The 25,939-nt window shown below is 71.7% G+C and carries 20 protein-coding genes, 2 tRNA genes and 3 pseudogenes; 18 read left to right on the plus strand and 7 right to left on the minus strand.

Annotation, left to right across the window (positions count from 1 at the left end; genetic code table 11):
• Window positions 1-4: 4 nt before the first annotated feature.
• Window positions 5-1,147 carry a PP2C family protein-serine/threonine phosphatase gene (locus tag IE287_RS04805; protein WP_189847603.1) on the plus strand — a complete coding sequence of 381 codons (1,143 nt, stop codon included), beginning with the start codon at window positions 5-7 and terminating at the stop codon, window positions 1,145-1,147.
• A 138-nt stretch (window positions 1,148-1,285) separates the two neighbouring features.
• Window positions 1,286-1,480, plus strand: a complete 195-nt coding sequence (locus tag IE287_RS04810; RefSeq protein WP_189847604.1) for a hypothetical protein — start codon at window positions 1,286-1,288, stop codon at window positions 1,478-1,480.
• A 76-nt stretch (window positions 1,481-1,556) separates the two neighbouring features.
• Here the strand turns inward: IE287_RS04810 and IE287_RS04815 are convergent.
• Window positions 1,557-1,630: transfer RNA gene (locus tag IE287_RS04815), tRNA-Gly, on the minus strand.
• A gap of 131 nt (window positions 1,631-1,761) precedes the next feature.
• Here IE287_RS04815 and IE287_RS04820 point away from each other — a divergent pair.
• From IE287_RS04820 to clpX, 5 genes are all read left to right on the plus strand, one after another.
• A tRNA-Pro gene (locus IE287_RS04820) sits at window positions 1,762-1,838 on the plus strand.
• Between the two features lie 185 nt (window positions 1,839-2,023).
• Window positions 2,024-3,409 (plus strand): trigger factor, encoded by a 1,386-nt coding sequence (tig, locus tag IE287_RS04825; RefSeq protein ID WP_189847605.1) that lies wholly within the window; start codon window positions 2,024-2,026, stop codon window positions 3,407-3,409.
• A gap of 261 nt (window positions 3,410-3,670) precedes the next feature.
• The gene (locus IE287_RS04830; RefSeq protein WP_189847606.1) at window positions 3,671-4,288 is read left to right on the plus strand and encodes an ATP-dependent Clp protease proteolytic subunit; all 618 of its coding nucleotides are present in this window, start codon (window positions 3,671-3,673) and stop codon (window positions 4,286-4,288) included.
• A 65-nt stretch (window positions 4,289-4,353) separates the two neighbouring features.
• A complete protein-coding gene (locus tag IE287_RS04835; protein WP_189847767.1) occupies window positions 4,354-5,016 on the plus strand; it encodes an ATP-dependent Clp protease proteolytic subunit in 663 nt (220 codons plus the stop codon).
• A gap of 156 nt (window positions 5,017-5,172) precedes the next feature.
• Complete coding sequence (clpX, locus tag IE287_RS04840; RefSeq protein ID WP_150228190.1) at window positions 5,173-6,456, plus strand: ATP-dependent Clp protease ATP-binding subunit ClpX; 1,284 nt, start codon at window positions 5,173-5,175, stop codon at window positions 6,454-6,456.
• A 68-nt stretch (window positions 6,457-6,524) separates the two neighbouring features.
• Here clpX and IE287_RS04845 read toward each other — a convergent pair whose 3' ends face one another.
• Complete coding sequence (locus IE287_RS04845) at window positions 6,525-7,463, minus strand: hypothetical protein (protein WP_189847607.1); 939 nt, start codon at window positions 7,461-7,463, stop codon at window positions 6,525-6,527.
• Window positions 7,464-7,601: 138 nt separating this feature from the next.
• On the opposite strand from IE287_RS04845, the gene IE287_RS04850 reads away from it, so the two are divergent.
• A complete protein-coding gene (locus tag IE287_RS04850; protein ID WP_189847608.1) occupies window positions 7,602-10,223 on the plus strand; it encodes a valine--tRNA ligase in 2,622 nt (873 codons plus the stop codon).
• A gap of 57 nt (window positions 10,224-10,280) precedes the next feature.
• On the opposite strand, the pseudogene IE287_RS39615 reads toward IE287_RS04850, so the two are convergent.
• The 4 genes and pseudogenes from IE287_RS39615 to IE287_RS04870 all read right to left on the minus strand — a co-directional run.
• Window positions 10,281-11,353 (minus strand): annotated as a pseudogene (locus IE287_RS39615) (glycosyltransferase family 2 protein); the annotation flags it as partial.
• A gap of 51 nt (window positions 11,354-11,404) precedes the next feature.
• Window positions 11,405-11,674 (minus strand): annotated as a pseudogene (locus IE287_RS39620) (response regulator); the annotation flags it as partial.
• Between the two features lie 160 nt (window positions 11,675-11,834).
• Window positions 11,835-12,035, minus strand: a pseudogene (locus IE287_RS39385) (ATP-binding protein); the annotation flags it as partial.
• Window positions 11,987-12,784, minus strand: coding sequence for a sensor histidine kinase (locus IE287_RS04870; protein ID WP_189847609.1), 798 nt, complete (start codon window positions 12,782-12,784; stop codon window positions 11,987-11,989). The pseudogene IE287_RS39385 and the gene IE287_RS04870, both read right to left, overlap by 49 nt.
• Window positions 12,785-13,040: 256 nt before the next feature.
• Between IE287_RS04870 and IE287_RS04875 the strand changes: the two genes are divergently transcribed.
• On the plus strand, window positions 13,041-14,183 hold the full coding sequence (locus IE287_RS04875) for a sensor histidine kinase (protein WP_189847610.1): 1,143 nt from the start codon (window positions 13,041-13,043) through the stop codon (window positions 14,181-14,183).
• A 128-nt stretch (window positions 14,184-14,311) separates the two neighbouring features.
• Here IE287_RS04875 and IE287_RS04880 read toward each other — a convergent pair whose 3' ends face one another.
• Window positions 14,312-15,334, minus strand: coding sequence for a rod shape-determining protein (locus tag IE287_RS04880; protein WP_189847611.1), 1,023 nt, complete (start codon window positions 15,332-15,334; stop codon window positions 14,312-14,314).
• Between the two features lie 65 nt (window positions 15,335-15,399).
• Between IE287_RS04880 and folC the strand changes: the two genes are divergently transcribed.
• From folC to IE287_RS04925, 9 genes are all read left to right on the plus strand, one after another.
• Window positions 15,400-16,956, plus strand: a complete 1,557-nt coding sequence (folC, locus tag IE287_RS04885) for a bifunctional tetrahydrofolate synthase/dihydrofolate synthase (RefSeq protein ID WP_373307804.1) — start codon at window positions 15,400-15,402, stop codon at window positions 16,954-16,956.
• A 6-nt stretch (window positions 16,957-16,962) separates the two neighbouring features.
• Complete coding sequence (locus IE287_RS04890; RefSeq protein ID WP_189847613.1) at window positions 16,963-17,331, plus strand: DUF4233 domain-containing protein; 369 nt, start codon at window positions 16,963-16,965, stop codon at window positions 17,329-17,331.
• 64 nt (window positions 17,332-17,395) lie between these two features.
• Window positions 17,396-17,809: a nucleoside-diphosphate kinase gene (ndk, locus tag IE287_RS04895; protein ID WP_189847614.1), complete on the plus strand. Its 414-nt coding sequence runs from the start codon at window positions 17,396-17,398 to the stop codon at window positions 17,807-17,809.
• Between the two features lie 221 nt (window positions 17,810-18,030).
• Window positions 18,031-19,050, plus strand: a complete 1,020-nt coding sequence (locus IE287_RS04900) for a rod shape-determining protein (protein WP_019886273.1) — start codon at window positions 18,031-18,033, stop codon at window positions 19,048-19,050.
• Window positions 19,051-19,126: 76 nt separating this feature from the next.
• Complete coding sequence (mreC, locus tag IE287_RS04905; RefSeq protein ID WP_189847615.1) at window positions 19,127-20,212, plus strand: rod shape-determining protein MreC; 1,086 nt, start codon at window positions 19,127-19,129, stop codon at window positions 20,210-20,212.
• Window positions 20,209-20,877, plus strand: a complete 669-nt coding sequence (gene mreD, locus IE287_RS04910; RefSeq protein ID WP_189847616.1) for a rod shape-determining protein MreD — start codon at window positions 20,209-20,211, stop codon at window positions 20,875-20,877. Before mreC ends, mreD begins: the two co-directional genes overlap by 4 nt.
• 19 nt (window positions 20,878-20,896) lie before the next feature.
• Window positions 20,897-23,089 carry a penicillin-binding protein 2 gene (gene mrdA / locus IE287_RS04915; protein ID WP_189847617.1) on the plus strand — a complete coding sequence of 731 codons (2,193 nt, stop codon included), beginning with the start codon at window positions 20,897-20,899 and terminating at the stop codon, window positions 23,087-23,089.
• 4 nt (window positions 23,090-23,093) lie between these two features.
• Window positions 23,094-24,293, plus strand: a complete 1,200-nt coding sequence (rodA, locus tag IE287_RS04920) for a rod shape-determining protein RodA (RefSeq protein ID WP_189847618.1) — start codon at window positions 23,094-23,096, stop codon at window positions 24,291-24,293.
• 64 nt (window positions 24,294-24,357) lie between these two features.
• The gene (locus IE287_RS04925) at window positions 24,358-25,914 is read left to right on the plus strand and encodes a CYTH and CHAD domain-containing protein (RefSeq protein ID WP_189847619.1); all 1,557 of its coding nucleotides are present in this window, start codon (window positions 24,358-24,360) and stop codon (window positions 25,912-25,914) included.
• The last annotated feature ends 25 nt before the right edge of the window (window positions 25,915-25,939 follow it).

The raw sequence follows: 25,939 nt of genomic DNA on the forward strand, positions 1-25,939 counted from the left end.
GCCAATGGCCCACCACGGAGTGAACACGTACGGAGCCCGGTTGCGCAGGCGCGCCCACCGGGCCCGCGTCGCGCTGCGCCGGACCGGCGTCGACTACTTCCGCGGCGGCACCTCCGACCGCCTCGCGCTCGCCGGACTCCTGCTCACCATCCCCGCCATCGTCTGCGGCACCGTCCTCGACCCGGTCTGGTGCTCGCCCGCCGCCCTCGTCCTGCCGATCGTGGCCGGCGGCCTGCTGCTGCGGCCCGCCAGCCTCCTCGCTCTGTACGCGGCGGCCGCCGGCGGCCTGATCGTCGAGTCCGCGATCCTCGGCCCGTACGGCGAGGGGCCCGCCCGCGTCACCCCCGGCACCGTCCTGGTGGTCGCCGCCTGCGGCCTCTTCGGCCTGCTCATCGCCCAGTTCCGGGCCCGGGTCGGGGTGCCCTGGCGGCGCGGCGGCACCATGCTCTTCGACCTGCGCGAACGACTCCGGGTGCAGAGCGCGCTGCCCCGGCTGCCGCGCGGCTGGCACCGCGAGATGGCGCTCCGCCCGGCCGGCGGCCAGTCCTTCTCCGGCGACTTCGTCGTCGCCGCCCGCACCCACGGCGGCCGCACCCTGGAGGTCGTCCTCACCGACGTCTCCGGCAAGGGCATGGACGCGGCCTCCCGCTCCCTGCTGCTCTCCGGCGCCTTCGGCGGCCTGCTCGGCTCGCTCCCGCCGCACGGCTTCCTGCCCGCCGCCAACGGCTACCTGCTCCGGCAGAACTGGGACGAGGGCTTCGCCACCTCCATCCACCTCGTCCTCGACCTGGACTCCGGCGACTACGAGCTCTTCTCCGCCGGCCACCTGCCCGCGCTCCAGCTCCATTCCGGCACCGGCCGCTGGGAGGAGAAGGACGGCGACGGCCCGCTCCTCGGCGTCTACGACGGCGCCGAGTTCCACCCGGTCAAGGGCACCCTGCACCCCGGCGACGTGCTGATGCTCTTCACCGACGGCCTCGTCGAGGCCGCCGACCGCGACCTCGCCGAAGGCATCGACCGCCTCACCGGCGAGGCCGACCGCTGCGTCCCCGGCGGTTTCGAGGGCGTCGCCTGGCACCTCATCGAGGCGGTCGCCAAGGACGTCAACGACGACCGGGCCCTCCTCCTCATCTCCCGCCCGGCGTGAACCTCCCGCCCCCGTCGCGCGTCCCACGATTCGTCACCCCCCGTCGGGGGCAATGGGGTTGGTGGCACGATGGGGGCGCGGGGGTGTCCGGATGCATACCCCGGGCTGGGTAGATACCGACCGAGGGTGTGATCAGTTGTGGCCATTTCACTGTCTGTGGTGTTGCTGTTGGCGATCGTCCTCGTGGTGCTGATCCGGGGCGGCAGCCTCAAGGGAGGGCCCGCCGTGATCGCGGTCCTCTTCGGCTTCTTCCTCGCGTCCACCGGGATGGCCGACGACATCCAGCGCTTCCTGGACTCGATAACCCAGACGATCGGCTCCATCAAGTTCTGACGGGGCCGGGCCTCCGGGCCCGCCGGAGAACGCCTCAGGGCCCGGACCGTCGAGACGGTCCGGGCCCTGAGGCGTATGGAGCGGGCGACGGGAATCGAACCCGCGTAGCTAGTTTGGAAGACTAGGGCTCTACCATTGAGCTACGCCCGCACAGGACGTGCCGCGGGCCGGAAGGCCGGGGCACGGACAGCATCGTAGCCGGTCCGGAGCCGTCCGTGCACGCCTCCCGAAACAGGGGGCGTCAGAGCGTCCCCGTGCATGTACCCTACGTGTCGCACCGACGGGGTGTGGCGCAGCTTGGTAGCGCGTCCGCTTTGGGAGCGGAAGGCCGTGGGTTCAAATCCCGCCACCCCGACCAGCACCATCCCCTTGATCGCCCGGGGTCCCGACCTCGCGGGTTCTTGATCACGTTGTGGGCCGGATCCCACGTGCGGTTACTATGCAAGCTGCGTGCCCGTGTGTCTTTCTGACCGGGCCCATCGGCCGGAACCGCCCCGCGCGGCCCGTCCGGAATCCAGGAATCAGCCACAAGGAGACCGAACCGTGAAGAGCGCCGTGGAGACCCTGAACCCGACCCGGGTTCGGCTCACTGTCGAGGTGCCCTTCGAGGAGCTCAAGGACAGCCTCGACGCGGCGTACAAGAAGATCAACCAGCAGGTCACGGTCAAGGGCTTCCGCAAGGGCAAGATCCCCGCGCGCGTCATCGACCAGCGCTTCGGCCGTGGCGCCGTGCTGGAGGAGGCCGTCAACGACGCGCTCCCGAAGTTCTACACCGAGGCCGTGAACGAGGCCGAGGTCAACCCGCTGGGCCAGCCCGAGGTCGACATCACGGAGCTGAAGGACGGCGAGCTGCTGGCCTTCACCGCCGAGGTCGACGTCCGCCCGACCATCGAGATCCCGGACTACTCCGGCATCGAGGTCGAGGTCGACGCCATCGAGGTCACCGACGAGGACATCGAGAAGTCGGTGGAGCAGCTCCGCGAGCGCTTCGCCTCCACCAACCCGGTCGAGCGCGCCGCCGCCGAGGGCGACGTCGTCACCCTCGACCTGACCGCCAAGGTCGACGGCGAGGTGCTGCCCGACGGCGTCGCCGACGGCGTCTCGTACACCATCGGCTCCGGCGAGCTGCTCGACGGCATCGACGCCGCCGTCATCGGCCTGGAGGCCGGCGGCGAGGCCACCTTCACCTCGCAGCTGAAGGGCGGCTCCGCCGAGGGCAAGGACGCCGAGGTCACCGTCAAGGTCACCGCCGTCGCCGCCCGTGAGCTCCCCGAGCTGGACGACGAGTTCGCGCAGCTGGCGTCCGAGTTCGACACCCTCGACGAGCTCAAGGCCGACAGCCGCAAGCGCCTCGAGAACATGAAGCAGTTCGACCAGGCCACCCAGGCCCAGGAGCGCGTCCTGGAGAAGTTCCTGGAGCTGGCGGAGATCCCCGTCCCCGAGAAGCTCCTCGAGGACGAGGTCAACACCCGCAAGCACAACCTGGAGCACCACCAGCTCGGCCAGATGGGCCTGAGCCTGGAGAAGTACCTGGAGCTCCAGGGCAAGACGGTCGAGGAGTTCGAGACCGAGACCAAGGAGCAGGCGGTCAAGGGCATCAAGACCCAGTTCCTCCTCGACGAGCTCGTCTCCAAGGAGGAGCTGAACGTCGAGCAGGACGAGCTCACCGAGCACCTGTTCCGCCGTGCCGCCTCCTCCGGCATGTCCCCCGACCAGTTCGCCCAGGCCGTCGTCCAGGGCGGCCAGGTGCCGATGCTGGTCGGCGAGGTCGCCCGCGGCAAGGCCCTCGCGGTCGTCGTCGAGGCCGCCAAGGTCGTCGACACCAACGGCGAGGTCGTCGACCTCTCCGACGACGAGGACGAGGTCGAGGCCGCCGCCGAGACGGTCGAGGCCGTCACCGGCGAGGCCGAGGTCTCCGAGGAGAAGTAAGGCCCCCACCGGGCCGACCGCCGAGGCCCGCGCCTCGCGCTCTCTCGCGCCACGGGCCCGGCCGCACAGCAGTGCGGCCGGGCCCGTGGCCGTACGCGGACCTTTTATGCGCCGCCAACTACCTTGCGCTCCCAGCGAACAGTTCGGGAACCGGGATGGCGTTGTCCGACCTGCGCGTTAGGGTCCATGAATACGGGGGCACTGCCCTCTGAACGAGACGCTGAGACGGCCCGGGGCCGTCGGAGACGAGCAGGTGGATACGTGACGAATCTGAAGCCTTACGCCGCGGGTGAGCCGTCCATCGGTGGTGGCCTCGGCGACCATGTCTACAACCGACTGCTCGGCGAGCGCATCATCTTCCTCGGCCAGCAGGTCGACGACGACATCGCCAACAAGATCACCGCGCAGATGCTCCTCCTCGCCGCCGACCCGGAGAAGGACATCTTCCTGTACATCAACAGCCCCGGTGGCTCCGTGACGGCTGGCATGGCCGTCTACGACACCATGCAGTACATCCCGAACGACGTCGTCACCATCGGTATGGGCATGGCGGCCTCGATGGGCCAGTTCCTGCTCACCGGCGGCACCCCCGGCAAGCGCTTCGCGCTGCCGAACACCGACATCCTGATGCACCAGGGCTCCGCCGGCATCGGCGGCACCGCCTCCGACATCAAGATCCAGGCCGAGTACCTCCTTCGCACGAAGAAGCGCATGGCCGAGATCACCGCGCACCACTCCGGCCAGACCGTCGAGGCGATCATCCGCGACGGCGACCGCGACCGCTGGTTCACCGCGGAGGAGGCCAAGGACTACGGCCTCATCGACGACATCATCACGCACGCCGCGGGTGTTCCGGGCGGCGGCGGCACGGGCGCCTGAGCGCCGGCAGCCCCCCGAAGAGCCCCAGCCCCCCGCCGAACGCCACCAGGACGGTGAACACCCAGATGCAGAACAACCTCTCCCCGAGCGGCCTCTACACCGGCGCGCCGATGGACAACCGCTACGTCGTCCCGCGCTTCGTCGAGCGCACCTCGCAGGGCATCCGCGAGTACGACCCGTACGCGAAGCTCTTCGAGGAGCGCGTGATCTTCCTCGGCGTGCAGATCGACGACGCCTCGGCCAACGACGTCATGGCGCAGCTGCTGTGCCTGGAGTCGATGGACCCGGACCGCGACATCTCGATCTACATCAACAGCCCCGGTGGCTCCTTCACCGCGCTGACGGCGATCTACGACACGATGCAGTTCGTGAAGCCGGACATCCAGACGGTCTGCATGGGCCAGGCGGCCTCCGCCGCGGCCGTGCTGCTCGCCGCCGGCACCCCCGGCAAGCGGATGGCCCTGCCCAACGCCCGTGTGCTGATCCACCAGCCCTCCGGCGGCACCGGCCGCGAGCAGCTCTCCGACCTGGAGATCGCCGCCAAGGAGATCCTGCGGATGCGCGACCAGCTGGAGACCATGCTGGCCAAGCACTCCTCCACGCCGATCGAGAAGATCCGCGAGGACATCGAGCGCGACAAGATCCTGACGGCCGAGGACGCCCTCGCGTACGGCCTGGTTGACCAGATCGTCTCGACCCGCAAGAGCACGACCGCCGCGGCACACTGACGTCCGGCCTTCCCCTGGCACGGGGCGCGTGGCCGAATCGCGACCATGTGAACCGTGCCAAGGGGGGCCCGAACAGGGGGCCCGGCAAGGTACCGTCGAATATGAGGCACCAGGAGTCGCTGAACCAAGCACTCCCAGGCGAAGGGGAAGCACCTCGTGGCACGCATCGGTGATGGCGGCGACCTGCTCAAGTGCTCGTTCTGCGGAAAGAGCCAGAAGCAGGTGAAGAAGCTCATCGCGGGTCCCGGTGTGTACATCTGCGACGAGTGCATCGACCTCTGCAACGAGATCATCGAAGAGGAGCTCGCGGAGACGAGCGAGGTGCGGTGGGAGGAACTCCCCAAGCCCCGCGAGATCTACGAGTTCCTGGAGGGGTACGTCGTCGGCCAGGAGCCGGCGAAGAAGGCCCTCTCCGTCGCGGTGTACAACCACTACAAGCGCGTCCAGGCCGGCGAGAACGGCGGCGCGCAGGGCCGTGACGACGCCATCGAGCTGGCGAAGTCCAACATCCTGCTGCTGGGCCCCACGGGCTCCGGCAAGACCCTCCTGGCCCAGACGCTGGCCCGGATGCTCAACGTCCCGTTCGCCATTGCCGACGCGACGGCGCTGACGGAGGCCGGCTACGTTGGCGAGGACGTCGAGAACATCCTGCTCAAGCTGATCCAGGCGGCGGACTACGACGTCAAGAAGGCCGAGACCGGCATCATCTACATCGACGAGATCGACAAGGTCGCCCGTAAGAGCGAAAACCCGTCGATCACGCGCGACGTCTCCGGCGAGGGCGTGCAGCAGGCCCTCCTGAAGATCCTGGAGGGCACCACGGCCTCGGTCCCGCCGCAGGGCGGCCGGAAGCACCCGCACCAGGAGTTCATCCAGATCGACACGACGAACGTGCTCTTCATCGTGGGCGGCGCCTTCGCCGGCCTGGAGAAGCTCATCGAGTCGCGCGCGGGCGCCAAGGGCATCGGCTTCGGGGCGACCATCCGCTCCAAGCGCGAGATCGAGGCGAGCGACCAGTTCCAGGAGGTCATGCCGGAGGACCTGGTGAAGTTCGGGATGATCCCCGAGTTCATCGGCCGTCTCCCCGTCATCACCTCGGTCCACAACCTGGACCGCGAGGCGCTCCTCAAGATCCTCGTCGAGCCGCGCAACGCGCTGGTGAAGCAGTACCAGCGCCTCTTCGAACTGGACGGCGTCGAGCTGGACTTCGACCGCCCCGCCCTGGAGGCCATCGCCGACCAGGCCATCCTCCGCGGCACCGGCGCGCGCGGCCTGCGCGCCATCATGGAGGAGGTCCTCCAGTCGGTGATGTACGAGGTGCCGTCCCGCAAGGACGTGGCCCGCGTCGTCATCACGGCGGACGTCGTCCGCAACAACGTGAACCCGACCCTGGTCCCCCGGATCGTCAAGAACGACGGCCGCCACGAGAAGTCGGCGTAACCGCGAGCACCACGAAGGGGCGCCCCCACCGACCGGTGGGGGCGCCCCTTTCGCGTGGGCCCGGTGCGTCAGGCCTTGACGCGGACCTCCTTGCGGAGCTTGGCGGCGATCGCGGCGACGTCGTCGACGGTGCCGCCCTTGCCGGTCATCATGTCGGCGATGTTGATGTGCATCACGTAGCCGACGGTGCTGTGGTCGCCCCAGACGCAGACCGGCATGGTCATCTCCTTGGGGCCGAGGCCCCCGGAGTCCGCGCCCGGCTTCGACTTGATCTCCTGGCACTTCATCACGGCGCCGTCGAGACCGGCGGGAGAGACCGACTTGGGGTCGCCGACGAGCTGCGTCTCCGAGTCCTTCTCCTTCTCGGCCTCGGCCTTCATGTTGGCGAAGATGGCGTCGACGGTGCTCTCGGGGTTCTCGATCTCGCCCCACACGCCGCCGAACTGCAGGAGCTTGCCGCTCAGCGGGTTGCTCTCGTCCTTGATCTCCCACTGGGCGTTGGCCCGCTGCGGGTTCTTGACGCCGAACTTCGAGGCGTCCTTGATGAACTCGTCGTCGCCGCTCTGGGCCTTGTCGCTGTTGGCCGACTTCTTGTACTCGGTCAGCACCGTCTCCGGCGTCACCAGCTTGTGGGCGCCGTCGTCCGCGACGGACGCGCCGCCACCGCCGCCGATCAGGAAGTACGCGCCGACCGCGATCGCCGCGACGACGGCGACCGCGCCGATGATGACCGGGGCCTTGCTCTTCTTCGGGGCCGGCGGGGGCGGCGGGTAGCCGCCGGGGCCCTGGGGGGCGCCGTACTGCGGCTGCTGGCCGTACGGGTTCGGCTGCTGCTGCGGGTAGCCGTACGGCTGCTGCTGCGGCGGCACGCCCTGCGGGGCCTGCTGGGGGTAGCCGTAACCGGGCTGACCCTGCGGCGGCTGCCCGTACGGGCCGGGCTGCTGGCCGTAGGGCCCGGGCTGCTGAGGCTGCTGGCCCCCGTACGGGCCCGGCTGGTTGTAGCTCATCTACTGCTTCCCCTCACAGGACGTTTATGCGTAGCGAACATCCTGTCGGAAGCCGCCCCGCGGTGGGGCGGCGGGGGGCACACCGTTACCGAACAATCGCGTTTCGGGACACGACCGTCGCACCCCTAAACTGGGCTCGTGACCGAGAACACTCAGCAGCAGACAGCGCCCACCACCGAACTGCCGACCCAGTACGCGCCGGCCGAGGTAGAGGGGCCGCTGTACGAGCGCTGGGTGGAGCGCGGCTACTTCGAGGCGGACGCGAAGAGCGAGAAGCCGGCGTACACCATCGTCATCCCGCCGCCGAACGTCACCGGCTCGCTCCACCTGGGCCACGCCTTCGAGCACACGCTGATCGACGCCCTGACCCGCCGCAAGCGCATGCAGGGCTTCGAGACGCTGTGGCAGCCGGGCATGGACCATGCCGGCATCGCCACCCAGAACGTCGTCGAGCGTGAGCTCGCCAAGGAGGGCAAGTCCCGCCACGACCTGGGCCGCGAAGCCTTCGTCGAGCGTGTCTGGGAGTGGAAGGCCGAGTCCGGTGGCCAGATCGCCGGCCAGATGCGCCGCCTCGGTGAGGGCCTGGCCTGGAGCCGGGACCGCTTCACCATGGACGAGGGCCTGTCCCGGGCCGTCCAGACCGTCTTCAAGAAGATGTTCGACGACGGCCTGATCTACCGCGCCGAGCGCATCATCAACTGGTGCCCTCGCTGTCTGACGGCCATCTCCGACATCGAGGTCGACTACCAGGACGACGACGGCGAGCTCGTCTCCATGAAGTACGGCGAGGGTGACGACACCATCGTCGTCGCCACGACCCGCGCGGAGACGATGCTCGGTGACACCGCCGTCGCCGTCCACCCCGACGACGAGCGCTACGCCCACCTGATCGGCAAGCAGATCAAGCTGCCGCTGACCGACCGCACGATCCCGGTCGTCGCGGACACGCACGTCGACCCGGAGTTCGGCACCGGCGCCGTCAAGGTGACCCCGGCGCACGACCCGAACGACTTCGCCATCGGCCAGCGCCACGACCTCGAATCCATCGAGGTCCTCGACGAGCGCGGCATCATCACCACCCACGGCCCCTTCCAGGGCCTGGACCGCTTCGAGGCCCGCTCCGCCATCGTCGCCGCCCTGCGCGCCGAGGGCCGGATCGTCGCCGAGAAGCGCCCGTACGTCCACTCCGTGGGCCACTGCTCGCGCTGCAAGACGACGCTGGAGCCCCGCCTGTCGATGCAGTGGTGGGTCAAGGTCGAGACGCTGGCCAAGGCCGCCGGCGACGCGGTCCGCGACGGTCGGGTCAACATCCACCCGGCCGACATGTCGCAGCGCTACTTCGACTGGGTCGACAACCTCAACGACTGGTGCATCTCGCGCCAGCTGTGGTGGGGCCACCGCATCCCCGTCTGGCACGGCCCGAACGGCGAGCTGGTCTGCGTCGGCCCCGACGACGAGGCGCCCACGGGCGAGGGCTGGACGCAGGACACCGACGTCCTGGACACGTGGTTCTCGTCCGGCCTGTGGCCGTTCTCCACGCTCGGCTGGCCGGAGCGGACGCCGGACCTGGAGAAGTTCTACCCGAACTCCGTCCTGGTCACCGGCTACGACCTGATGTTCTTCTGGGTCGCCCGGATGATGATGTTCGGCCTGTACGCGATGGACGGCCAGCCGCCGTTCCGCACGATCGCGTTCCACGGCATGGTCCGTGACGAGTTCGGCAAGAAGATGTCGAAGTCGTTCGGGAACACGGTCAACCCGCTGGACTGGATGGACAAGTACGGCTCCGACGCCCTGCGCTTCACCCTGGCCAAGGGCGCCAACCCGGGCGTCGACGTCCCGATCGGCGAGGACTGGGTCCAGGCGTCCCGGAACTTCGCCAACAAGATCTGGAACGCGACCCGCTTCGCGATGATGAACGGCGCGACGGTCGAGGGCCCGCTGCCCGACGCCTCCGCGATGTCGGCGACGGACCGCTGGATCCTGTCCCGTCTGAACAAGGTCGTCGCCGAGGCGGACGCCTACTACGACGACTACCAGTTCGCCAAGCTCGCCGACGCCCTCTACCACTTCGCGTGGGACGAGGTCTTCGACTGGTACGTCGAGCTGTCGAAGACGACGTTCTTCGCGGGCGGCGAGCAGGCCAGGGTCTCGGCGCGCGTCCTGGGCGAGGTCCTCGACGTCACCCTGCGGCTGCTCCACCCGATCGTGCCGTTCGTCACGGACACCCTCTGGACGACGCTGACGGGCCGCGAGTCGGTCGTCATCGCCGAGTGGCCGACCGACTCCGGATTCCGCGACGAGGCCGCGGAGCAGGAGATCGAGCTGGTCCAGCGGGTCGTCACCGAGGTCCGCCGCTTCCGTTCCGACCAGGGCCTCCAGCCCGGTCAGAAGGTCCCGGCCCGCCTGGAGCTCGACGGCACCGCGCTGGCGCCGCACGAGGCCGCCATCCGCCAGATCCTGCGCCTCCAGCCGGAGGGCGAGGCGTTCTCCGCGACCGCCTCGCTGCCGGTGGCCGGTGCCGAGGTCGCGCTCGACCTGTCGGGCACGATCGACGTGGCCGCCGAGCGCAAGCGGCTCGCGAAGGACCTGGCCGCGGCCGAGAAGGAGAAGGCCCAGGCCGAGGCCAAGCTCGGCAACGAGGCCTTCCTGGCCAAGGCGCCCGACAACGTCGTGGACAAGATCAAGGGCCGGCTGGCCAAGGCGGACGAGGACATCGCCCGCATCCAGTCCCAGCTGGAGAAGCTCCCGCAGGCGTAGCCCGCACGCGGAAGGGCCCGGGACCACGTGGTCCCGGGCCCTTCCGCGCGTCCGGGGTCAGGACTCCGTCGCCACCGGGCCGACGCCCGCCGTCTCGGCGTTGCGGCGGGTCTTGGCCCAGCCGGTGCGGCCGCGGACGAGGCGGACGAAGCCGCGGGCCGAGACCAGGAACAGGTGGTACGCGTAGAGCCAGAGGGCCAGGCCCCACAGGAGGCCCTTGATCCGGGAGCGGTCGGCGGCGAACTCGCGCCGGTAGACCGGGCCCCCAGGACGAAGGGAACGACCGAGGCCAGGCCGAGCGCGAGGGCGAGCGGCCAGGCGGCGAGGACGACCTCGGCCGCGCTGCCGCCCGCGACGAGCGCGCCGAGCACGACGGCGGTCAGCAGCAGGGTCGCGAGGTGCGCGATCGGCTGGAAGAAGGTGTAGAGGGACTCCGGGACGCCCCGGGCCCCGTAGTGCCGGGAGGAGACGAGCCGGCCCGTGTGGCGGACGCAGGCGATGTTGCCCTGGGCCCAGCGGGTGCGCTGGGTGAGGAAGCGGCGGGTGTGGGGCAGCGCCTCCTGGCTGACCCAGGCGTCGTGGACGTGGGTGACCCCGTAGCCGGCGAGCCGCATGTGCAGTCCGAGCTCGTAGTCCTCCAGGAGGGCGTCCCGCTGCCAGGGGCGGCGCTCGGCGGCGGCGATCCGGTCCAGTGCGCTGAGGCGGGTGAACTGCCCGTTGCCGCCCAGCCCGACGGAGCCGGTGCGGCGGCGCAGCAGCTGCATGGCGGTGTTGGAGACGGCGAACTCCGCGTCCTGCATGCGGATCAGGAGCCGGGCGTAGGCGTTGGCGGTGCGGCCCCGGTCGGGCAGCGGGCGGGCGTCGTCGACGTTCCGCATCCGCACGCCGATCTGGACGCCGCCGGTGTCCGGGTCGCCGAAGCCCTCGGGCCCGCTGACCAGGGCCGGGGCGCCGGGGGAGAGGTGCCCGTCGGCGTCGACGACGCAGACGACCACCCGGGAGCGGTCGGTGCCGGCGGGCAGGTGCGCGCCGAGGGCGTCGTAGGCGGCGTTGAGGGCCGCGCCCTTGCCGACGCGGGCGTCCGGGCGGTGCCGGCGGACCGGGTGGACCAGCGGGTCCCGGGCCAGCAGCTCGGCCTGGGCGAACGGCTTCACCAGGTAGTCGTCGGCGCCGGAGCGCAGCCCCCGGACCCGGTCGTCGAGCTCGCCGAGGCCGGAGAGGACGAGGACCGGCAGGTCGCTCATGTCCCGGGTGCGGTCCAGGACCTCCCAGCCGTCGAGCCCGGGCAGGACGAGGTCGAGCACCATCAGGGCGGGCCGCTCGGCGAAGAGCAGCCGCAGCGCCTCGCGCCCGTCGGCGGCGAGGGAGACGTCGTGGCCGCTGCGGGTGAGCAGGACCCGCAGGGCGAGGGAGAGGTCGGGGTCGTCCTCGACGCCGAGCAGCCGGGTCACGGGACGCCCCCGCCGTCCGTACGGCCCCCGCCCCGCCGCCCCCGCCGTCCGTGCCGCCTCCGTGATCCGGGCCGCCGGCCGTCCGTCCCGGGTCCCGGTCGCGCAGCGGCAGCCGGACCGTGAAGACCGCCCCGGGCCCCTCGCGCCGGTCGCGGACGGTGAGGGTGCCGCCGTGCAGCCGGACCGCCTCCCGGACGCCCGCCGGGCCCGGGCCGGTGCCGGGGTAGCCGCCCCGGCGGGCGTTGGGGGCGCGGACGTACGGGGTGAAGACCTCCTCCTGGTACTCCGGCGGGACGCCGAACCCGGTGTCCCTCACCTGGACGGTCCAGTGCCCGTCGCCGGGGCGCGCGCCGATCTCCACCCGTCCCCCGGAGGGGGTGAACCGCAGCGCGTTGGCGACCAGCTCTCCAGCGCCCCGGTCGGCAGCCGGCCGTCGGCGGACAGCGGCGGACCGCCCGCGGGGGCGTCGACGGTGAGGTACGGCCCCGCTCCGCCGGTGCGCTGGAGCGCCTCCAGGGCCACCCGCTCGACCAGCTCGGGGACGAGGACCCGGTCGTGGCGAGGGGCGTGGTGCGGGGCGGCGGGGTCCTCTCCGGCGGCCCGGGGCAGGTTCTCGGCGATCGAGGTCATGCGGCGGGCGTTGCGCAGGATCGCCTCCAGGTAGGAGGTGCGCTCCGGGTCGAGCGGGCCGCTCGCCGGGTCGAGGAGCAGCTCGGCGAAGCTGACGACGGTGGCGAGCGGGGTGCGCAGCTCGTGCAGGGCCCGTCCGGCGAAGGCGGTCCGCTCGTCGGTGAGCTCCGCCGGCCTGCGGACCCGCCGGTCGAGCTCGCCCCGGGCCTCGTGCCGCCGGGTGACGTCCTCGATCAGCAGCAGGTGGGCGGTGGGGCCGGCGGGGGAGGGGCGGCGGCGCAGGATCCGCCCGTCCGCCAGGTGGTGGTCGGCGGTCCGGGTGACGGGGCCGTGGGCGCGGGCCTCGGCGAGGAAGCGCGCGCGGTCCTCCGGACGGGCGAGCAGCGCGGCGACGTGACGGAGGAGGCGTTCGCCGCCGTCCGGTCCGGCCGGGTCCAGGTCGTCCGGCACCTCCAGCAGGGTCAGGAAGCGCCGGTTCACCCGCAGGATCCGCAGGCCGTCCCCGACGAGGGCGGCCGCCTGCGGCAGTGCGTCGAGCAGTTCCGCGGCCGTCGGTTCCGGGGCCGGCGTTTCCGGGGCGGGCCGGAGCCCGCCGGTGGGTCCGGCGGATCGGACCCTTCTGGCATCTCTGCCACGTCTCCGAGTCAAACGGGAATGCGGACGAAGTGCCTGATCTCACAGCAGACGGGACTTCGGGTCCACGGCGTCGGGACCAAGGACCCTGGATGATGGAGACATGGTCCGCCTCCCCACCGTCCCCGCGCTGCGCCGCCGTGCGGACCGGTGGGCCGGCTCGCCCCGCGCCCTGGACGTCGTCGCCGCGCTCAGCGCCTTCGCCCTGATGCTCCTGGACGTCCCCGGCCTGGCCCGGGCGGACAACTCCCTCACCGGCGTCACCGCCACCCTCGTCCTCGCCGCGGGCGCCGCGACCCTGGTGCTGCGCCGGCGGCTGCCCTGGGTGCCGTACCTGGTCGCGCTCGGCCTGATGGGGTGGCTCCACGAGGTCACCCTCATCCAGTTCGCGCTGTACTCGATCGGCCGCTTCCGGGGCCGGCGCGCGGCGGTCCTCGCCACCCTGCTCTACATCGCGGTGGCGTACGCCTACTTCCAGACGCCCGGCTGGCCCGCCGCGCACCACGGCGACACGCTCAGCGACTTCCTGAGCGTGGTCGTCCCGATCGGCGTGCTCGCGGCGGGCGTCGGCATCGCCGCCTACCGCCAGGACCTCGTCCGCGCCCTGGAGGTCCAGCGGCGCGCCGCCGCCGCCCGGCAGGCCGTCCAGGAGGAGCGCATCCAGGTCGGACGGGACGTCCACGACCTGGTCGGACGCGAGCTGACCGTGCTCGCGGTGCGGGCCGAGGTGCTCGCCGTCCGGGCCCGCGGCGACGCCCACCAGAAGGACTTCGAGGAGCTCGCGGACACCGCCCGGCGCGCCCACCTCATGCTGAACGAGACGATCGTGCGGCGCGCCGACCGGGACGGCGCCACACCCGGCCTGGAGGGCCTCGCGGACCTGGCCGCCGAGAGCGAGCGGATGGGCAGCCCGGTGGAGCTGGACGTGGCCGAGGAGGTCAAGGCGCTCTCGCCGCTGCGGCAGACCGCGGTCCACCGGGTGGTCCGGGAGTGCCTGACGAACGCGGCCAAGCACGCCCCGGGGCTTCCGGTGCGGGTCGCCATCGGCGCCACCGGCCCCGACCTGTGGATCGAGGTCCGCAACCCGCTCCCCGGGACCCCGCCGGACCGCGCCCCCGTCTCCACCGGCACCGGCCTCGTCTCCATGGACGAGCGGGTCGCCAGCATGGGCGGCACCCTCGCGGCGGGGAAGCGGGACGGCGAATACGTCGTCCGGGCGACCCTCCCGTCGGGCCTCGCCCGCTGAACCGGCCGCCACCGGGCCCGCCACCCCCGGACCCCGCGCCTCGCCCCTCGGACCCGTCGCCCCGGCCGGGCCCCTCCCGGGCCCCCGAGCCGTCCGCCCCCTCCGGGCCCCCCGCCCCCCCGTACGGCCTAGCGTGCCGGTTCCGCCTTCCCCAGCACCCGCTGGAGGCCGTCGAAGTCCTCCACGCAGCGGCCGGAGCCGAGGGCCACGCAGTCCAGGGGATCGTCCGCGACGAAGACCGGGATCCCCGTCGCCGACGCCATCCTCAGGTCCAGGCCCGGCAGCAGCGCGCCCCCGCCGGTCAGCACGATGCCGTGCTCCATCACGTCGCCGGACAGCTCCGGCGGGCACTCCTCCAGCGTCACCCGCACCGCCGCGAGCACCGCCTCCACCGGCTCGTCGAGGGCCTCCCGCACCTCCGGCACGGTCAGCTCCACCGTCCGCGGCAGGCCGCTGACCTTCTCCCGGCCGCGCACGGTGAAGGTCCGGCGCTCGAACTCCTCGCCGCCCGGCACCGGCCACGCCGAGCCGATCGCCACCTTCACGTCCTCCGCCGTCCGCTCGCCGATCAGCAGGGAGTGCCGCTTGCGGACGTGGTCGGTGATCGCCGCGTCGAGCCGGTCGCCGCCGACCCGCAGCGACTGGGCCGTGACGATCCCGCCGAGCGAGATCACCGCCACCTCGGTCGTCCCGCCGCCGACGTCCACGACCATCGAGCCGCGCGGGTCGGCGACCGGCAGCCCCGCCCCGATCGCCGCCGCCATCGGCTCCTCGATGAGGTGGACGGCCCGCGCGCCCGCCGAGATCGAGGCGTGCACGATCGCCCGCCGCTCGACCGGGGTGACCCCGCTCGGCACGCAGACCACCATCCGGGTGCGCGGCCGCCGGCGGCCGGGGACGGCCTTGCGGACGAAGTGCCGGATCATCTCCTCGGCCGCCTCGTAGTCGCTGATCACGCCGTCCCTCAGGGGGCGGACGGCGGTGATCGAGCCGGGCGTCCGGCCGATCGTCTCCTTGGCCTCGGAGCCGACCGCGAGCGCGTGCCGGGAGCCCTCCTGGACCGCCACCACGGACGGCTCGTTGAGCACGATGCCCTGCCCGCGTGCGTAGAGGAGGGTGTTGGCCGTGCCGAGATCGATGCCTATGTCCATGATCGCCAAGTTTGCCGCGCGGTCCCCGCGGACGGCGGACCGAAGGTCCCGAAAGGGGTGGGTCCATGGTCCCGTCGGTGGGTCTCCGTAGACTTGGCCCCGTGAGTGACCCGAGCGACCCGCGCGACCACGCCGACGAGACCGCCGACGACTTCGACGAGCTCGTCGACGAAGCGACGAGCCGAGACCCCGACCTGGCGGTGATCGAGGCCGGCAGCCGCACCCTGCGCACCCAGGCCGGTCCGCCGCAGGGCGACCCCGTGCCCACCCGCCCCGAGGACCCGGAGCTGGACAGGGCGCTGCGCGAGGTCGAGACCGAGCTCTCGACCCGCTGGGGCGAGACCAAGCTGGAGCCCTCGGTCACCCGGATCGCGGCGCTCATGGACGTGCTCGGCGAGCCGCAGCGCGCGTACCCCTCGATCCACATCACGGGGACCAACGGCAAGACCTCGACCGCCCGCATGATCGAGTCCCTGCTCGGCGCCTTCGAGCTGCGCACCGGCCGCTACACCTCGCCGCACGTGCAGACCGTCACCGAGCGGATCAGCCTGGACGGCGCCCCGATCTCCGCCGAGCGGTTCATCGAGACGTACCAGGACGTCAAGCCGTACGTGGAGCTGGTCGACGCCCGGGAGGAGTACCGCCTCTCCTTCTTCGAGGTCCTCACCGCAATGGCCTACGCGGCCTTCGCGGACGCCCCGGTCGACGTGGCCGTCGTCGAGGTCGGCATGGGCGGCACCTGGGACGCGACCAACGTGATCGACGGCTCCGTCGCCGTCGTCACCCCGATCGACCTGGACCACACCGACCGGCTCGGCGGGACCACCGGCGAGATCGCCGGCGAGAAGTCCGGGATCATCAAGCCGGGCGCGACCGTCGTCCTCGCCCAGCAGCCGGTGGACGCCGCCCAGGTGCTCCTCAAGAAGGCCGTCGAGGTCGACGCGACCGTGGCCCGCGAGGGCATGGAGTTCGGCGTCGTCTCCCGCGAGGTGGCCGTCGGCGGACAGCTGCTGACCCTGCGCGGACTCGGCGGCGAGTACGAGGAGGTCTTCCTCCCGCTGCACGGCGCCCACCAGGCGCACAACGCGGCCGTGGCGCTCGCCGCCGTCGAGGCCTTCTTCGGCATCGGCGCCGACCGCGCCCGCACCCTGGACATCGAGACGGTCCGGCGCGCCTTCGCGCAGACCTCCTCGCCCGGCCGCCTCGAAGTGGTCCGCTCCTCGCCGACGGTCATCCTCGACGCCGCGCACAACCCGCACGGCGCGCGCGCGAGCGCCGAGGCCGTCTCCGAGGCCTTCGGCTTCTCCCGGCTCATCGGCGTCGTCTCCACCAGTGGCGACAAGGACGCCCGCGGGCTCCTGGAGGCCTTCGAGCCGATCTTCGCCGAGATCGTGATCACCCAGAACTCCACCTCCCGCGCCACCGACGCCGACGCGCTCGCCGCGGTCGCCGTCGAGGTCTTCGGCGAGGACCGGGTCGTCGTGGAGCCCCGGCTGCCCGACGCCCTGGAGGCGGCGATCACGCTCGCCGAGGAGGAGGCCGAGTACGGCGGCGCCGGCGTGCTGGTGACCGGTTCGATCTTCACGGTCGGCGACGCCCGACTGCTGCTCAAGAGGGGCTGACCCGGCATGCGTACGCTCTGCTCCTCCACCCTCATCGGCGAGTTCTTCGTCATCGGCTTCGCCGGACTCGTCGCGATGAAGGACGACAGCCTCACCACCTCCACCGTCTGGTGGGTGTGCGGCGTCGCGATGGTCCTGTCCGTGCTGCTCTGCGGGACGATCACCCGTCCCGGTGGCGTGCAGCTCGGCTGGGCCCTCCAGATCGGGCTGATCCTCAGCGGCTTCTTCGTCCCCGTGATGTTCTTCCTCGGGGCCGTCTTCGCCGTCCTGTGGTGGTGCTCCGTGCACTACGGGCGCAAGGTGGACGAGATCAAGGCCCGCTGGGCCGCCTCGAACACCGCCGCCCAGGGCTCCGCAGGGCCTGACGCTGCGTGACGGGGGGCGGGGCGGGCCCTGTAGATTCAGAGGCCCGCACATCCCTCCCGAAGGAGTTCCCCCCGTGAGCCAGCGCACGCTCGTCCTGCTCAAGCCCGACGCGGTCCGCCGCGGCCTGGTCGGCGAGATCATCGGCCGCATCGAGCGCAAGGCCGGCTGGACCCTGGTGGCCCTGGAGCTGCGCGCGCTCGACCAGGAGACGCTGGAGCAGCACTACGGCGAGCACAAGGGCAAGCCCTTCTACGAGCCGCTGATGGGCTTCATGTCCTCCGGTCCGGTCGTCGCGCTAGTCGTCGAGGGCGAGCGGGTCATCGAGGGCGTCCGCCGGCTGGCCGGCCCGACCGACCCGATCGCCGCCACCCCGGGCTCCATCCGCGGCGACTTCGGCACCATCGTCCGCGAGAACCTCATCCACGCCTCGGACTCCGAGGAGTCCGCCGCGCGCGAGCTGAAGATCTTCTTCCCCGGTCTCGCGTGACCCCCGGCTGACCCGTCGTCAGCCGAACGGCAGCCGCCTGTGGGGCGACCGAAGGAATTCGGCCGCCCCCAGGCATATGAACGCCAATCCCGGGAACGGATCGCCGCGTCCTACCGTCACCTAGTACAGAGGTGGACCAGCGCGCGCCATCCGCGTGAGCGGCACTACGATGAAAACTCTTCGCCGCACCACCCTCAGCCATGGGAAACAAGGGGAACTTCATGTCGTTCATCGGCCGTGACATGGCTGTCGACCTCGGGACCGCCAACACGCTGGTGTACGTCAGGGGTCGAGGCATCGTCCTCAACGAGCCGTCCGTCGTCGCGATCAACACCAACACCGGCGGGATCCTCGCGGTGGGTGCCGAGGCGAAGAAGATGATCGGCCGGACCCCCGGCAACATCGTCGCGGTCCGCCCGCTCAAGGACGGCGTGATCGCCGACTTCGAGATCACCGAGCGGATGCTCCGCTACTTCATCCTCAAGATCCACAAGCGGCGCTACCTCGCCCGCCCCCGGGTCGTGGTCTGCGTGCCCTCCGGCATCACCGGTGTGGAGCGCCGCGCCGTCATCGAGGCGTCCACCCAGGCCGGTGCCCGCCAGGTGCACATCATCGAGGAGCCCATGGCCGCCGCCATCGGTTCCGGCCTCCCCGTCCACGAGGCCACCGGCAACATGGTCGTCGACATCGGCGGCGGCACCACCGAGGTCGCGGTCATCTCCCTCGGAGGAATCGTCACGGCACAGTCGATCCGGGTCGCCGGCGACGAGCTGGACAACGCGATCATCCAGCACATCAAGAAGGAGTACTCGCTCCTCCTCGGTGAGCGCACCGCCGAACAGATCAAGATCACCATCGGTTCGGCCTACGACCTGGAGCAGGACGAGCACACCGAGATCCGGGGCCGCGACCTCGTCTCCGGCCTCCCCAAGACCGTCGTCATCTCGGCCGCCGAGGTCCGCAAGGCCATCGAGGAGCCGGTCAACGCGATCGTCGACGCCGTGAAGACCACCCTCGACAAGTGCCCGCCGGAGCTCTCCGGTGACGTGATGGACCGCGGCATCGTTCTCACCGGTGGCGGCGCCCTGCTGCGCGGCCTCGACGAGCGGCTCCGCCGCGAGACCGGCATGCCGATCCACATCGCCGAGGACCCGCTGGACTCGGTGGCGCTCGGTTCCGGCAAGTGCGTCGAGGAGTTCGAGGCCCTGCAGCAGGTCCTGGACGCCCAGCCGCGCCGCTGACCCCCCGGCCGGGCGCGAGCCCGTACGGTACGAACATCTGCACAACGAACCACGAGGAAGGGCACGGCCGCCGCACGTGAGGGACACACGAGAGAGCCGGCTGCTCCTGGTGCTGCTGGTCGCCGTCGCGTTCGCGCTGATCACGGTGGACATCCGCGGCGGCCAGGAGTCGCCGGTCGACGGCGCCCGACAGGCCGCCGCCGCCGTCTTCGGCCCGGTCGAGAACGGAGTGGCGGCGGCCGTCGACCCGATCGGCAACGCCATAGGCGCCGTTCGCGACTCGGGCGAACGGCACAACCGGATCGCCGCGCTGGAGAAGGAGAACGCCGAGCTCAAGGCCGAGCTCGGCAGCGACGACCGCAACCGCAACCGGCTGCGCGAACTCGACGCCATGCTCAAGACCGCCGGCGCCGGCCAGTACGGCATCAAGGGCGCCCAGGTCGTCGCCATAGGATCGGCCCAGGGCTTCTCCTGGACCGTCACCCTCGACGTGGGCGCCCGCGACGGCATCCAGCGCGACATGACCGTCCTCAACGGCGCCGGACTCGTCGGCCGGGTCACCACCGTCGGCCCGTCCACCTCCACGGTCCTCCTCGCCAACGACCCCGACTTCACCGTCGGCACCCGCATGGAGAAGAGCGACGAACTCGGCTTCGCCACCGGCCAGGGCGACCGTCCGCTCCTCGTCCAGCTCCTCAACGGCAAGGCCAAGGTGAAGCCGGGCGACCGGCTCGTCACCTTCGGCTCGGCCGGCTCCCGGCCCTTCGTGCCCGGCGTGCCCGTCGGCGAGATCGTCCGCGTCGACCCCATGGGCGGCGGCCTGACCCGCAACGTCTACGTCCGCCCGTACGTCGGCTTCACCAAGCTCGACATCGTCGGCGTCGTCGTCCAGGCCCCCCGCTCCGACCCGCGCGACACGGTCCTCCCGCAGAAGCCGAAGCCCGCGCCGACCGTCACCGTCACGGTCACCGCGAAGCCGCCGGCCGACGGCCAGGCCGACGAGCAGGCCCAGGGCGAGGCGGCCGAGCAGCCGATCCGGGGCGACGCCGCGAAGCCCGCGCAGGAACAGGACCCCGGCCGGACCCGGGAACAGAACCAGGGACAGGCGCAGAACCAGGGACAGGCCCAGGACCCGAACGGCCAGGAGGACGCGACACCGTGAAGTTCAACCGCATCCTCCTCTCCGCGACCCTGATCGTGGTCGCGCTCGTCGTCCAGGTCTCCGTCCTCGCCCGGCTCCAGCTCCCCGGCGCCGTGCCCGACCTGGTCCTCCTCACCGTCGTCGCCCTCGCCCTCGTGCACGGACCGGTCACCGGCTCGCTCGTCGGCTTCTCCGCCGGCCTCCTCGCCGACCTGGCCCCGCCCGCCGACCACGCCGCCGGCCGGTACGCCCTCGTGCTCTGCGTCGTCGGCTACCTCGTGGGCCTCGTCCGCCCCGAGAGCGGCCGCTTCACCTCCGCCGTCGGCCCGATGGCCGCCGTCGTCGGCGCGGCCGTCGGCTCCACCCTGCTCTACGCGGGCGTCGGCGCCCTCGTCGGCGACACCGCCGCCCGCCACGTCGGCCTCACCTCCCTGATCTTCACCGCCGTCGTCTACGACCTGCTGCTGGCCCCCTTCACGGTGCCGCTCGTCATGGCCCTGGCCCGGCGGGCCGAGAACGACCCGGTCGCGGACGCCACGGGGGCGGGCGCGGGAGACGTCGCCTCCGGCTGGCTCTCCTCCGGCACCGGCCTGAGGATCGGCACCCAGCGCGGCGGACTGCGCGTCAAGGCCGCCCGCAACCGCGCCACGCGCGCCGGGCGGATCAAGGGAGTCAAGCGACTGTGACCGAGGGGGCACCGGCAGCATGACCAACATTCCCGAGACCGGGAGGACCCCCCGGGTCCAGACCCGGCTCGTCGTCATCCAGATCCTCGTCTTCTCCCTGCTGCTCACCCTGGGCGGCCGGCTCTGGTACCTCCAGATCCGCAACGGCAAGGAGTACGCCGACGAGGCCAAGAGCAACAACATCCAGCAGGTGGTCACACCGGCCGTCCGCGGCTCCATCCTCGACGCCCGCGGCGTCCCGCTCGCCGACAACGAGACCCGGCTCGTGGTCTCCGCCTCGCGCACCGAGCTGATGAAGATGAAGGACGACGGCGAGGCCGTCCTCACCCGGCTCGCCGGCGTCCTCGGCATGAAGCCCGAGGACGTCGTCAACAAGATCCGGCTCTGCGACTCCAAGACGCCCAAGCCCTGCTGGAACGGCTCGCCCTACCAGCCGATCCCGGTCACCGACGAGGCCACCGTCCAGCAGGCGCTCACCATCCGGGAGAGCACCGAGGACTTCCCCGGCATCACGGCCGAGCTCACCGCCGTCCGCCGCTACCCGGCCCCCGGCAAGGCCCGCACCGCCCAGGTGCTCGGCTACCTCTCGCCGGTCACCGACGAGGAGATCACCAAGGCCAAGGACACGGACTCCCCGTTCCTCCGCTCCGACCAGGTCGGCCGCTCCGGCATCGAGCGCACCTACGACAAGGAGCTGCGCGGCAAGGCCGGCGTCACCCGCTACGAGGTCGACAACCTCGGACGCGTCATGGGCCAGACCAAGTCCGACCCGGGCGTGGCCGGCTCCACCCTCGTCACCAGCATCGACGCCCGCGTCCAGGGCGTCGCCGAGTACGAGCTCGCGCAGGCCATGAAGGCGGTCCGCAACGAGACCGACAAGATCACCGGCCGCAAGTACGAGGCCGACTCCGGCGCCGTCGTCGTCATGGAGACCAAGACCGGGCGGGTCGTCGCCATGGCCTCCCAGCCCGACTACGACCCCAACGTCTGGATCGGCGGCATCTCCGCCAAGGACTACGCCTCGCTCACCAGCAAGAACTCCAACTACCCGCTGCTCAACCGCGGCATCCAGGGCCAGGCCCCGGCCGGCTCCATCTTCAAGGTGATCTCCGCGAGCGCCGCCGTCCGGGCCGGCTACGACTTCAACGACAAGTACAACTGCAGCGCCTCCTACAGCCTCGGCAGCCGCAGCTTCGCCAACTTCGAGTCCCAGGGGCACGGTCCCATCACCCTCGGCGACGCCCTCAAGTACTCCTGCAACACCGTCTTCTACGCCCTCGGCCACAAGGAGTGGCAGAAGGACGGCGGCATCACGGCGAACAAGGACTCCAAGGACTGGTTCTACGTGACCGCCCGCGACTTCGGCCTCGGCTCGGAGACCGGCATCGACCTGCCCAACGAGGTCAAGGGCCGGATCCCGGACCGCCAGTGGAAGCAGGCGTTCTGGGAGGCCAACAAGGACGCCTGGTGCAAGCAGGGCAAGAAGGGCGGCAGCTACGTCGAGCAGATCGCGTACGAGAACTGCCTCGAAGGCAACCAGCTGAAGGCGTACGACAGCATCAACTTCGCCATCGGGCAGGGCGACGTGCTCGTCACCCCCATCCAGATGGCCACCATCTACGCGGCCATCAGCAACGGCGGCACCCTCTACGACCCCTCCGTCGGCAAGGCCGTGATCAGCCCGGACGGCAAGCAGGTCCACGAGATCGCGCCCAAGGCCCACGGCAAGCTGCCGGTCGGCGCCCGGACCATCCGCGACCTCGACAAGGGCCTGCGCTCGGTCGTCGAGCCCGGCGGCACCGCCGCCTGGCGCTTCGGCGGCTGGCCCCAGGACAAGATCCCGATGCGCGCCAAGACCGGCACCGCCCAGGTCTACGGCAAGCAGACCACCTCGTGGCTCGCGACCTACACCGACGACTTCACCATCGTCATGACCATCTCCCAGGGCGGCACCGGTTCCGGCGCCTCCGGCCCCGCCGTCCGCAACATCTACGACGCCCTCTACGGCCTCGACGACGCGGGCAACCAGAACCTCAAGCGGGCCCTGCTGCCCAAGCCGCAGACGACGCTGCCGAAGGTGAACGCCGACGGCACCATCGACTCCCCGGCGATCAAGGCGTACGACCCCAAGTCCCAGCTGGTCGACCCGACCGAGCAGAACGGCGCCGCGCCGCCGCCGCTCGCGGGCACGCCCGCCAACAGGAGGGACTGACCCGATGACGACCCGGACGAACTTCTCGGTCTCCCGCTACGCCCCCGAGCGCGGCGCGGTCGCCAGGCTGACCGCCCGCGACTCGGTGCTCCGCCGCCTCGACTGGCCGATCCTGCTCTCGGCGCTCGCGCTCTCCCTCATCGGCTCGCTGCTGGTCTGGTCGGCGACCCGGGGCCGCACCGAGCTGAACAACGGCGACCCGTACTACTTCCTCTTCCGGCACCTGCTCAACACCGGCATCGGCGTGGCGCTGATGATCGGCACGGTCTGGCTCGGCCACCGCACCCTGCGCGGGGCGGTCCCGGTGCTCTACGGCCTGTCCATCGTGCTGATCCTCGCCGTCCTCACCCCGCTCGGCGCCACCATCAACGGCGCGCACGCCTGGATCGTGGTCGGCGGCGGCTTCTCGCTCCAGCCCAGCGAGTTCGTGAAGATCACCATCATCCTGGTGATGGCGATGCTGCTGGCCTCGAAGGTGGACGCCGGCGACCAGCTCCACCCGGACCACGGCACCGTCGCCAAATGCCTGGTGCTCGCCGCCCTCCCCATGGGCATCATCATGCTCATGCCCGACCTCGGCTCGGTCATGGTGATGATCGTGATCGTGCTCGGCGTCCTGCTCGCCTCCGGCGCCTCCAACCGCTGGGTCCTCGGCCTCATCTTCTCCGGCATCGCCGGCGCGGTCCTCGTCACCGCCCTCGGCATGCTCGACGAGTACCAGATCAACCGCTTCGCCGCCTTCGCCAACCCCGACCTCGACCCCTCCGGCGTCGGCTACAACACCAACCAGGCCCGCATCGCCATCGGCTCCGGCGGTCTCTACGGAGCCGGCCTCTTCAACGGCCACCAGACCAGCGGCCAGTTCGTCCCCGAACAGCAGACCGACTTCGTCTTCACCGTCGCCGGCGAGGAGCTGGGCTTCGTCGGCTCCGGCTTCATCCTGCTGCTGCTCGGCGTCGTCCTGTGGCGGGCCTGCCGGATCGCCCGAGAGACCACCGAGCTGTACGGCACGATCGTCGCCGCCGGCATCGTCGCCTGGTTCGCCTTCCAGGCCTTCGAGAACATCGGCATGAACCTCGGCATCATGCCGGTCGCCGGTCTGCCGCTGCCCTTCGTCTCCTACGGAGGCTCCTCGATGTTCGCCGTCTGGGTCGCGGTGGGACTGCTCCAGTCGATCCGGGTCCAACGGCCGATGACCGCCTGAGGCCCCGCCGCGCCGACGACCGGATCCCAGGCATACCGGGCCGCTGCGCGGTTAGATGCGAGGTATGGCGGAGACGAAGCGCGAGATCGAGCGGAAGTACGAAGCCACCGCGGAGACCCGGCTGCCGGACCTCACCCGTGCGGCCGGGGTCGCGTCGGTGACCGGCGAAGGGGTCGTCGAGCTCGACGCGGTCTACTACGACACCCCCGGCCTGCGGCTCGCGGCCGACTCCCTCACCCTCCGGCGCCGCACCGGCGGCGCGGACGCCGGCTGGCACCTCAAGTTCCCCGTCGCGGTGGGCGTCCGCGACGAGATCGGCGCCCCGCTCTCCAAGACGCTCCCGCGCTCCCTCGCGGGGCTCCTGCGCTCCCGGGTCCGGCACGACGAGGTCGTCCCCGTCGTCCGCCTGCGCTCCTCGCGCGACGTCCGGCACCTGCGGGACGAGGCCGGCACGGTCCTGGCGGAGCTCTCGGTCGACACCGTCCGCGCCGACCGCCTCCTCCCGGGCGCCGGGGCCGCCGCGCGGACCGCCGCCTGGACCGAGATCGAGGTCGAGCTCGCCGACGACGCCGACCCGGCCCTCCTCGACGCCGTGGAGAAGCGCCTGAGGAAGGCGGGCATCCACCCCTCCGGCGCCCCCTCCAAACTGGCCCGCGCCCTCGACGAGACCGGCCTGGCGCCGCGGACGGCGAAGAAGGGGGCGGCGAAGAAGGGGGCGACCGCGCCCTCCGCGGACGGCACCGCGGGCGACGCCGTCCTCGCCTACGTACGCGAGCAGGTCGACGCCCTCGTCCGGCTGGACCCCGCCGTCCGCCGCGACCTCCCCGACGCCGTCCACAAGATGCGGGTCGCCTGCCGGCGCCTGCGCAGCGCCTTCAAGACCTACCGCAAGGTCCTCGACCGCGAGGTCACCGACCCGATCGGCGCCGAGCTCAAGTGGCTCGCCGGCGAGCTCGGCCTCGCCCGCGACCAGGAGGTCCTGGACGCCCGGCTGGCCGCCGCGCTCGCCGCCCTGCCCGCGGAGCAGCGCCGCGGCCCGGCCCGCGGCCGGCTGCGCACCTGGGGCGGGGCCCGCTCGCGCCTCGCCCGGCACCGGCTCCTGGACGCCCTCGACTCCGCCCGCCACCTCGCCCTCCTCGACGCGCTCGACGGCCTGCTCGCCGACCCGCCGCTGAGGCCCGCGTCCCGGAAGAAGGCCGGGAAGGTGCTGCCGAAGGCCGTCGTCCGCGACCACCGCCGGCTCGCCGGCCGGATCGCCCCCGCCCTCGCCCTCGACCCCGGCCCGGAGCGCGACGTCGCCCTCCACGAGGCCCGCAAGGCCGCCAAGCGGGCCCGGTACGCCGCCGAGGCGGCCGCCCCGGCGCTCGGCAAGCCCGCGAAACGGTTCGCCAAGAGGGTGAAGGCCGTCCAGAGCCTCCTCGGGGACCACCAGGACACCGTCGTCGCCCGTCTCGCCCTGCGCGACCTCGCCACCCAGGCCGAGGCGGTCGGCGAACCCTCCTTCACCTGGGGCGTTCTCCACGCGCGGCAGGAGGAGGCCGCCGCGGAGGGGGAGCGCGAGCTGCCGGGGGTGTGGAAGAGGGCGGCGGCCCCGGAAATCCGGGCGGCGCTGAGCCGCTGAGCACCGGGGTACGCTTGAGAGTCGC

The organism is Streptomyces omiyaensis (assembly GCF_014650895.1).
Classification (GTDB): domain Bacteria; phylum Actinomycetota; class Actinomycetes; order Streptomycetales; family Streptomycetaceae; genus Streptomyces; species Streptomyces omiyaensis.

Coding starts and splice junctions, on each gene's coding strand:
- IE287_RS04805 (WP_189847603.1), top strand. CDS start 5: ATGGCCCACCACGGAGTGAACACGTACGGAGCCCGGTTGCGCAGGCGC.
- IE287_RS04835 (WP_189847767.1), top strand. CDS start 4,354: ATGCAGAACAACCTCTCCCCGAGCGGCCTCTACACCGGCGCGCCGATG.
- IE287_RS04845 (WP_189847607.1), bottom strand. CDS start 7,463: ATGAGCTACAACCAGCCGGGCCCGTACGGGGGCCAGCAGCCTCAGCAG.
- IE287_RS04875 (WP_189847610.1), top strand. CDS start 13,041: ATGGTCCGCCTCCCCACCGTCCCCGCGCTGCGCCGCCGTGCGGACCGG.
- IE287_RS04880 (WP_189847611.1), bottom strand. CDS start 15,334: ATGGACATAGGCATCGATCTCGGCACGGCCAACACCCTCCTCTACGCA.
- folC (WP_373307804.1), top strand. CDS start 15,400: ATGGTCCCGTCGGTGGGTCTCCGTAGACTTGGCCCCGTGAGTGACCCG.
- IE287_RS04890 (WP_189847613.1), top strand. CDS start 16,963: ATGCGTACGCTCTGCTCCTCCACCCTCATCGGCGAGTTCTTCGTCATC.
- IE287_RS04900 (WP_019886273.1), top strand. CDS start 18,031: ATGTCGTTCATCGGCCGTGACATGGCTGTCGACCTCGGGACCGCCAAC.
- mrdA (WP_189847617.1), top strand. CDS start 20,897: ATGACCAACATTCCCGAGACCGGGAGGACCCCCCGGGTCCAGACCCGG.
- rodA (WP_189847618.1), top strand. CDS start 23,094: ATGACGACCCGGACGAACTTCTCGGTCTCCCGCTACGCCCCCGAGCGC.
- IE287_RS04925 (WP_189847619.1), top strand. CDS start 24,358: ATGGCGGAGACGAAGCGCGAGATCGAGCGGAAGTACGAAGCCACCGCG.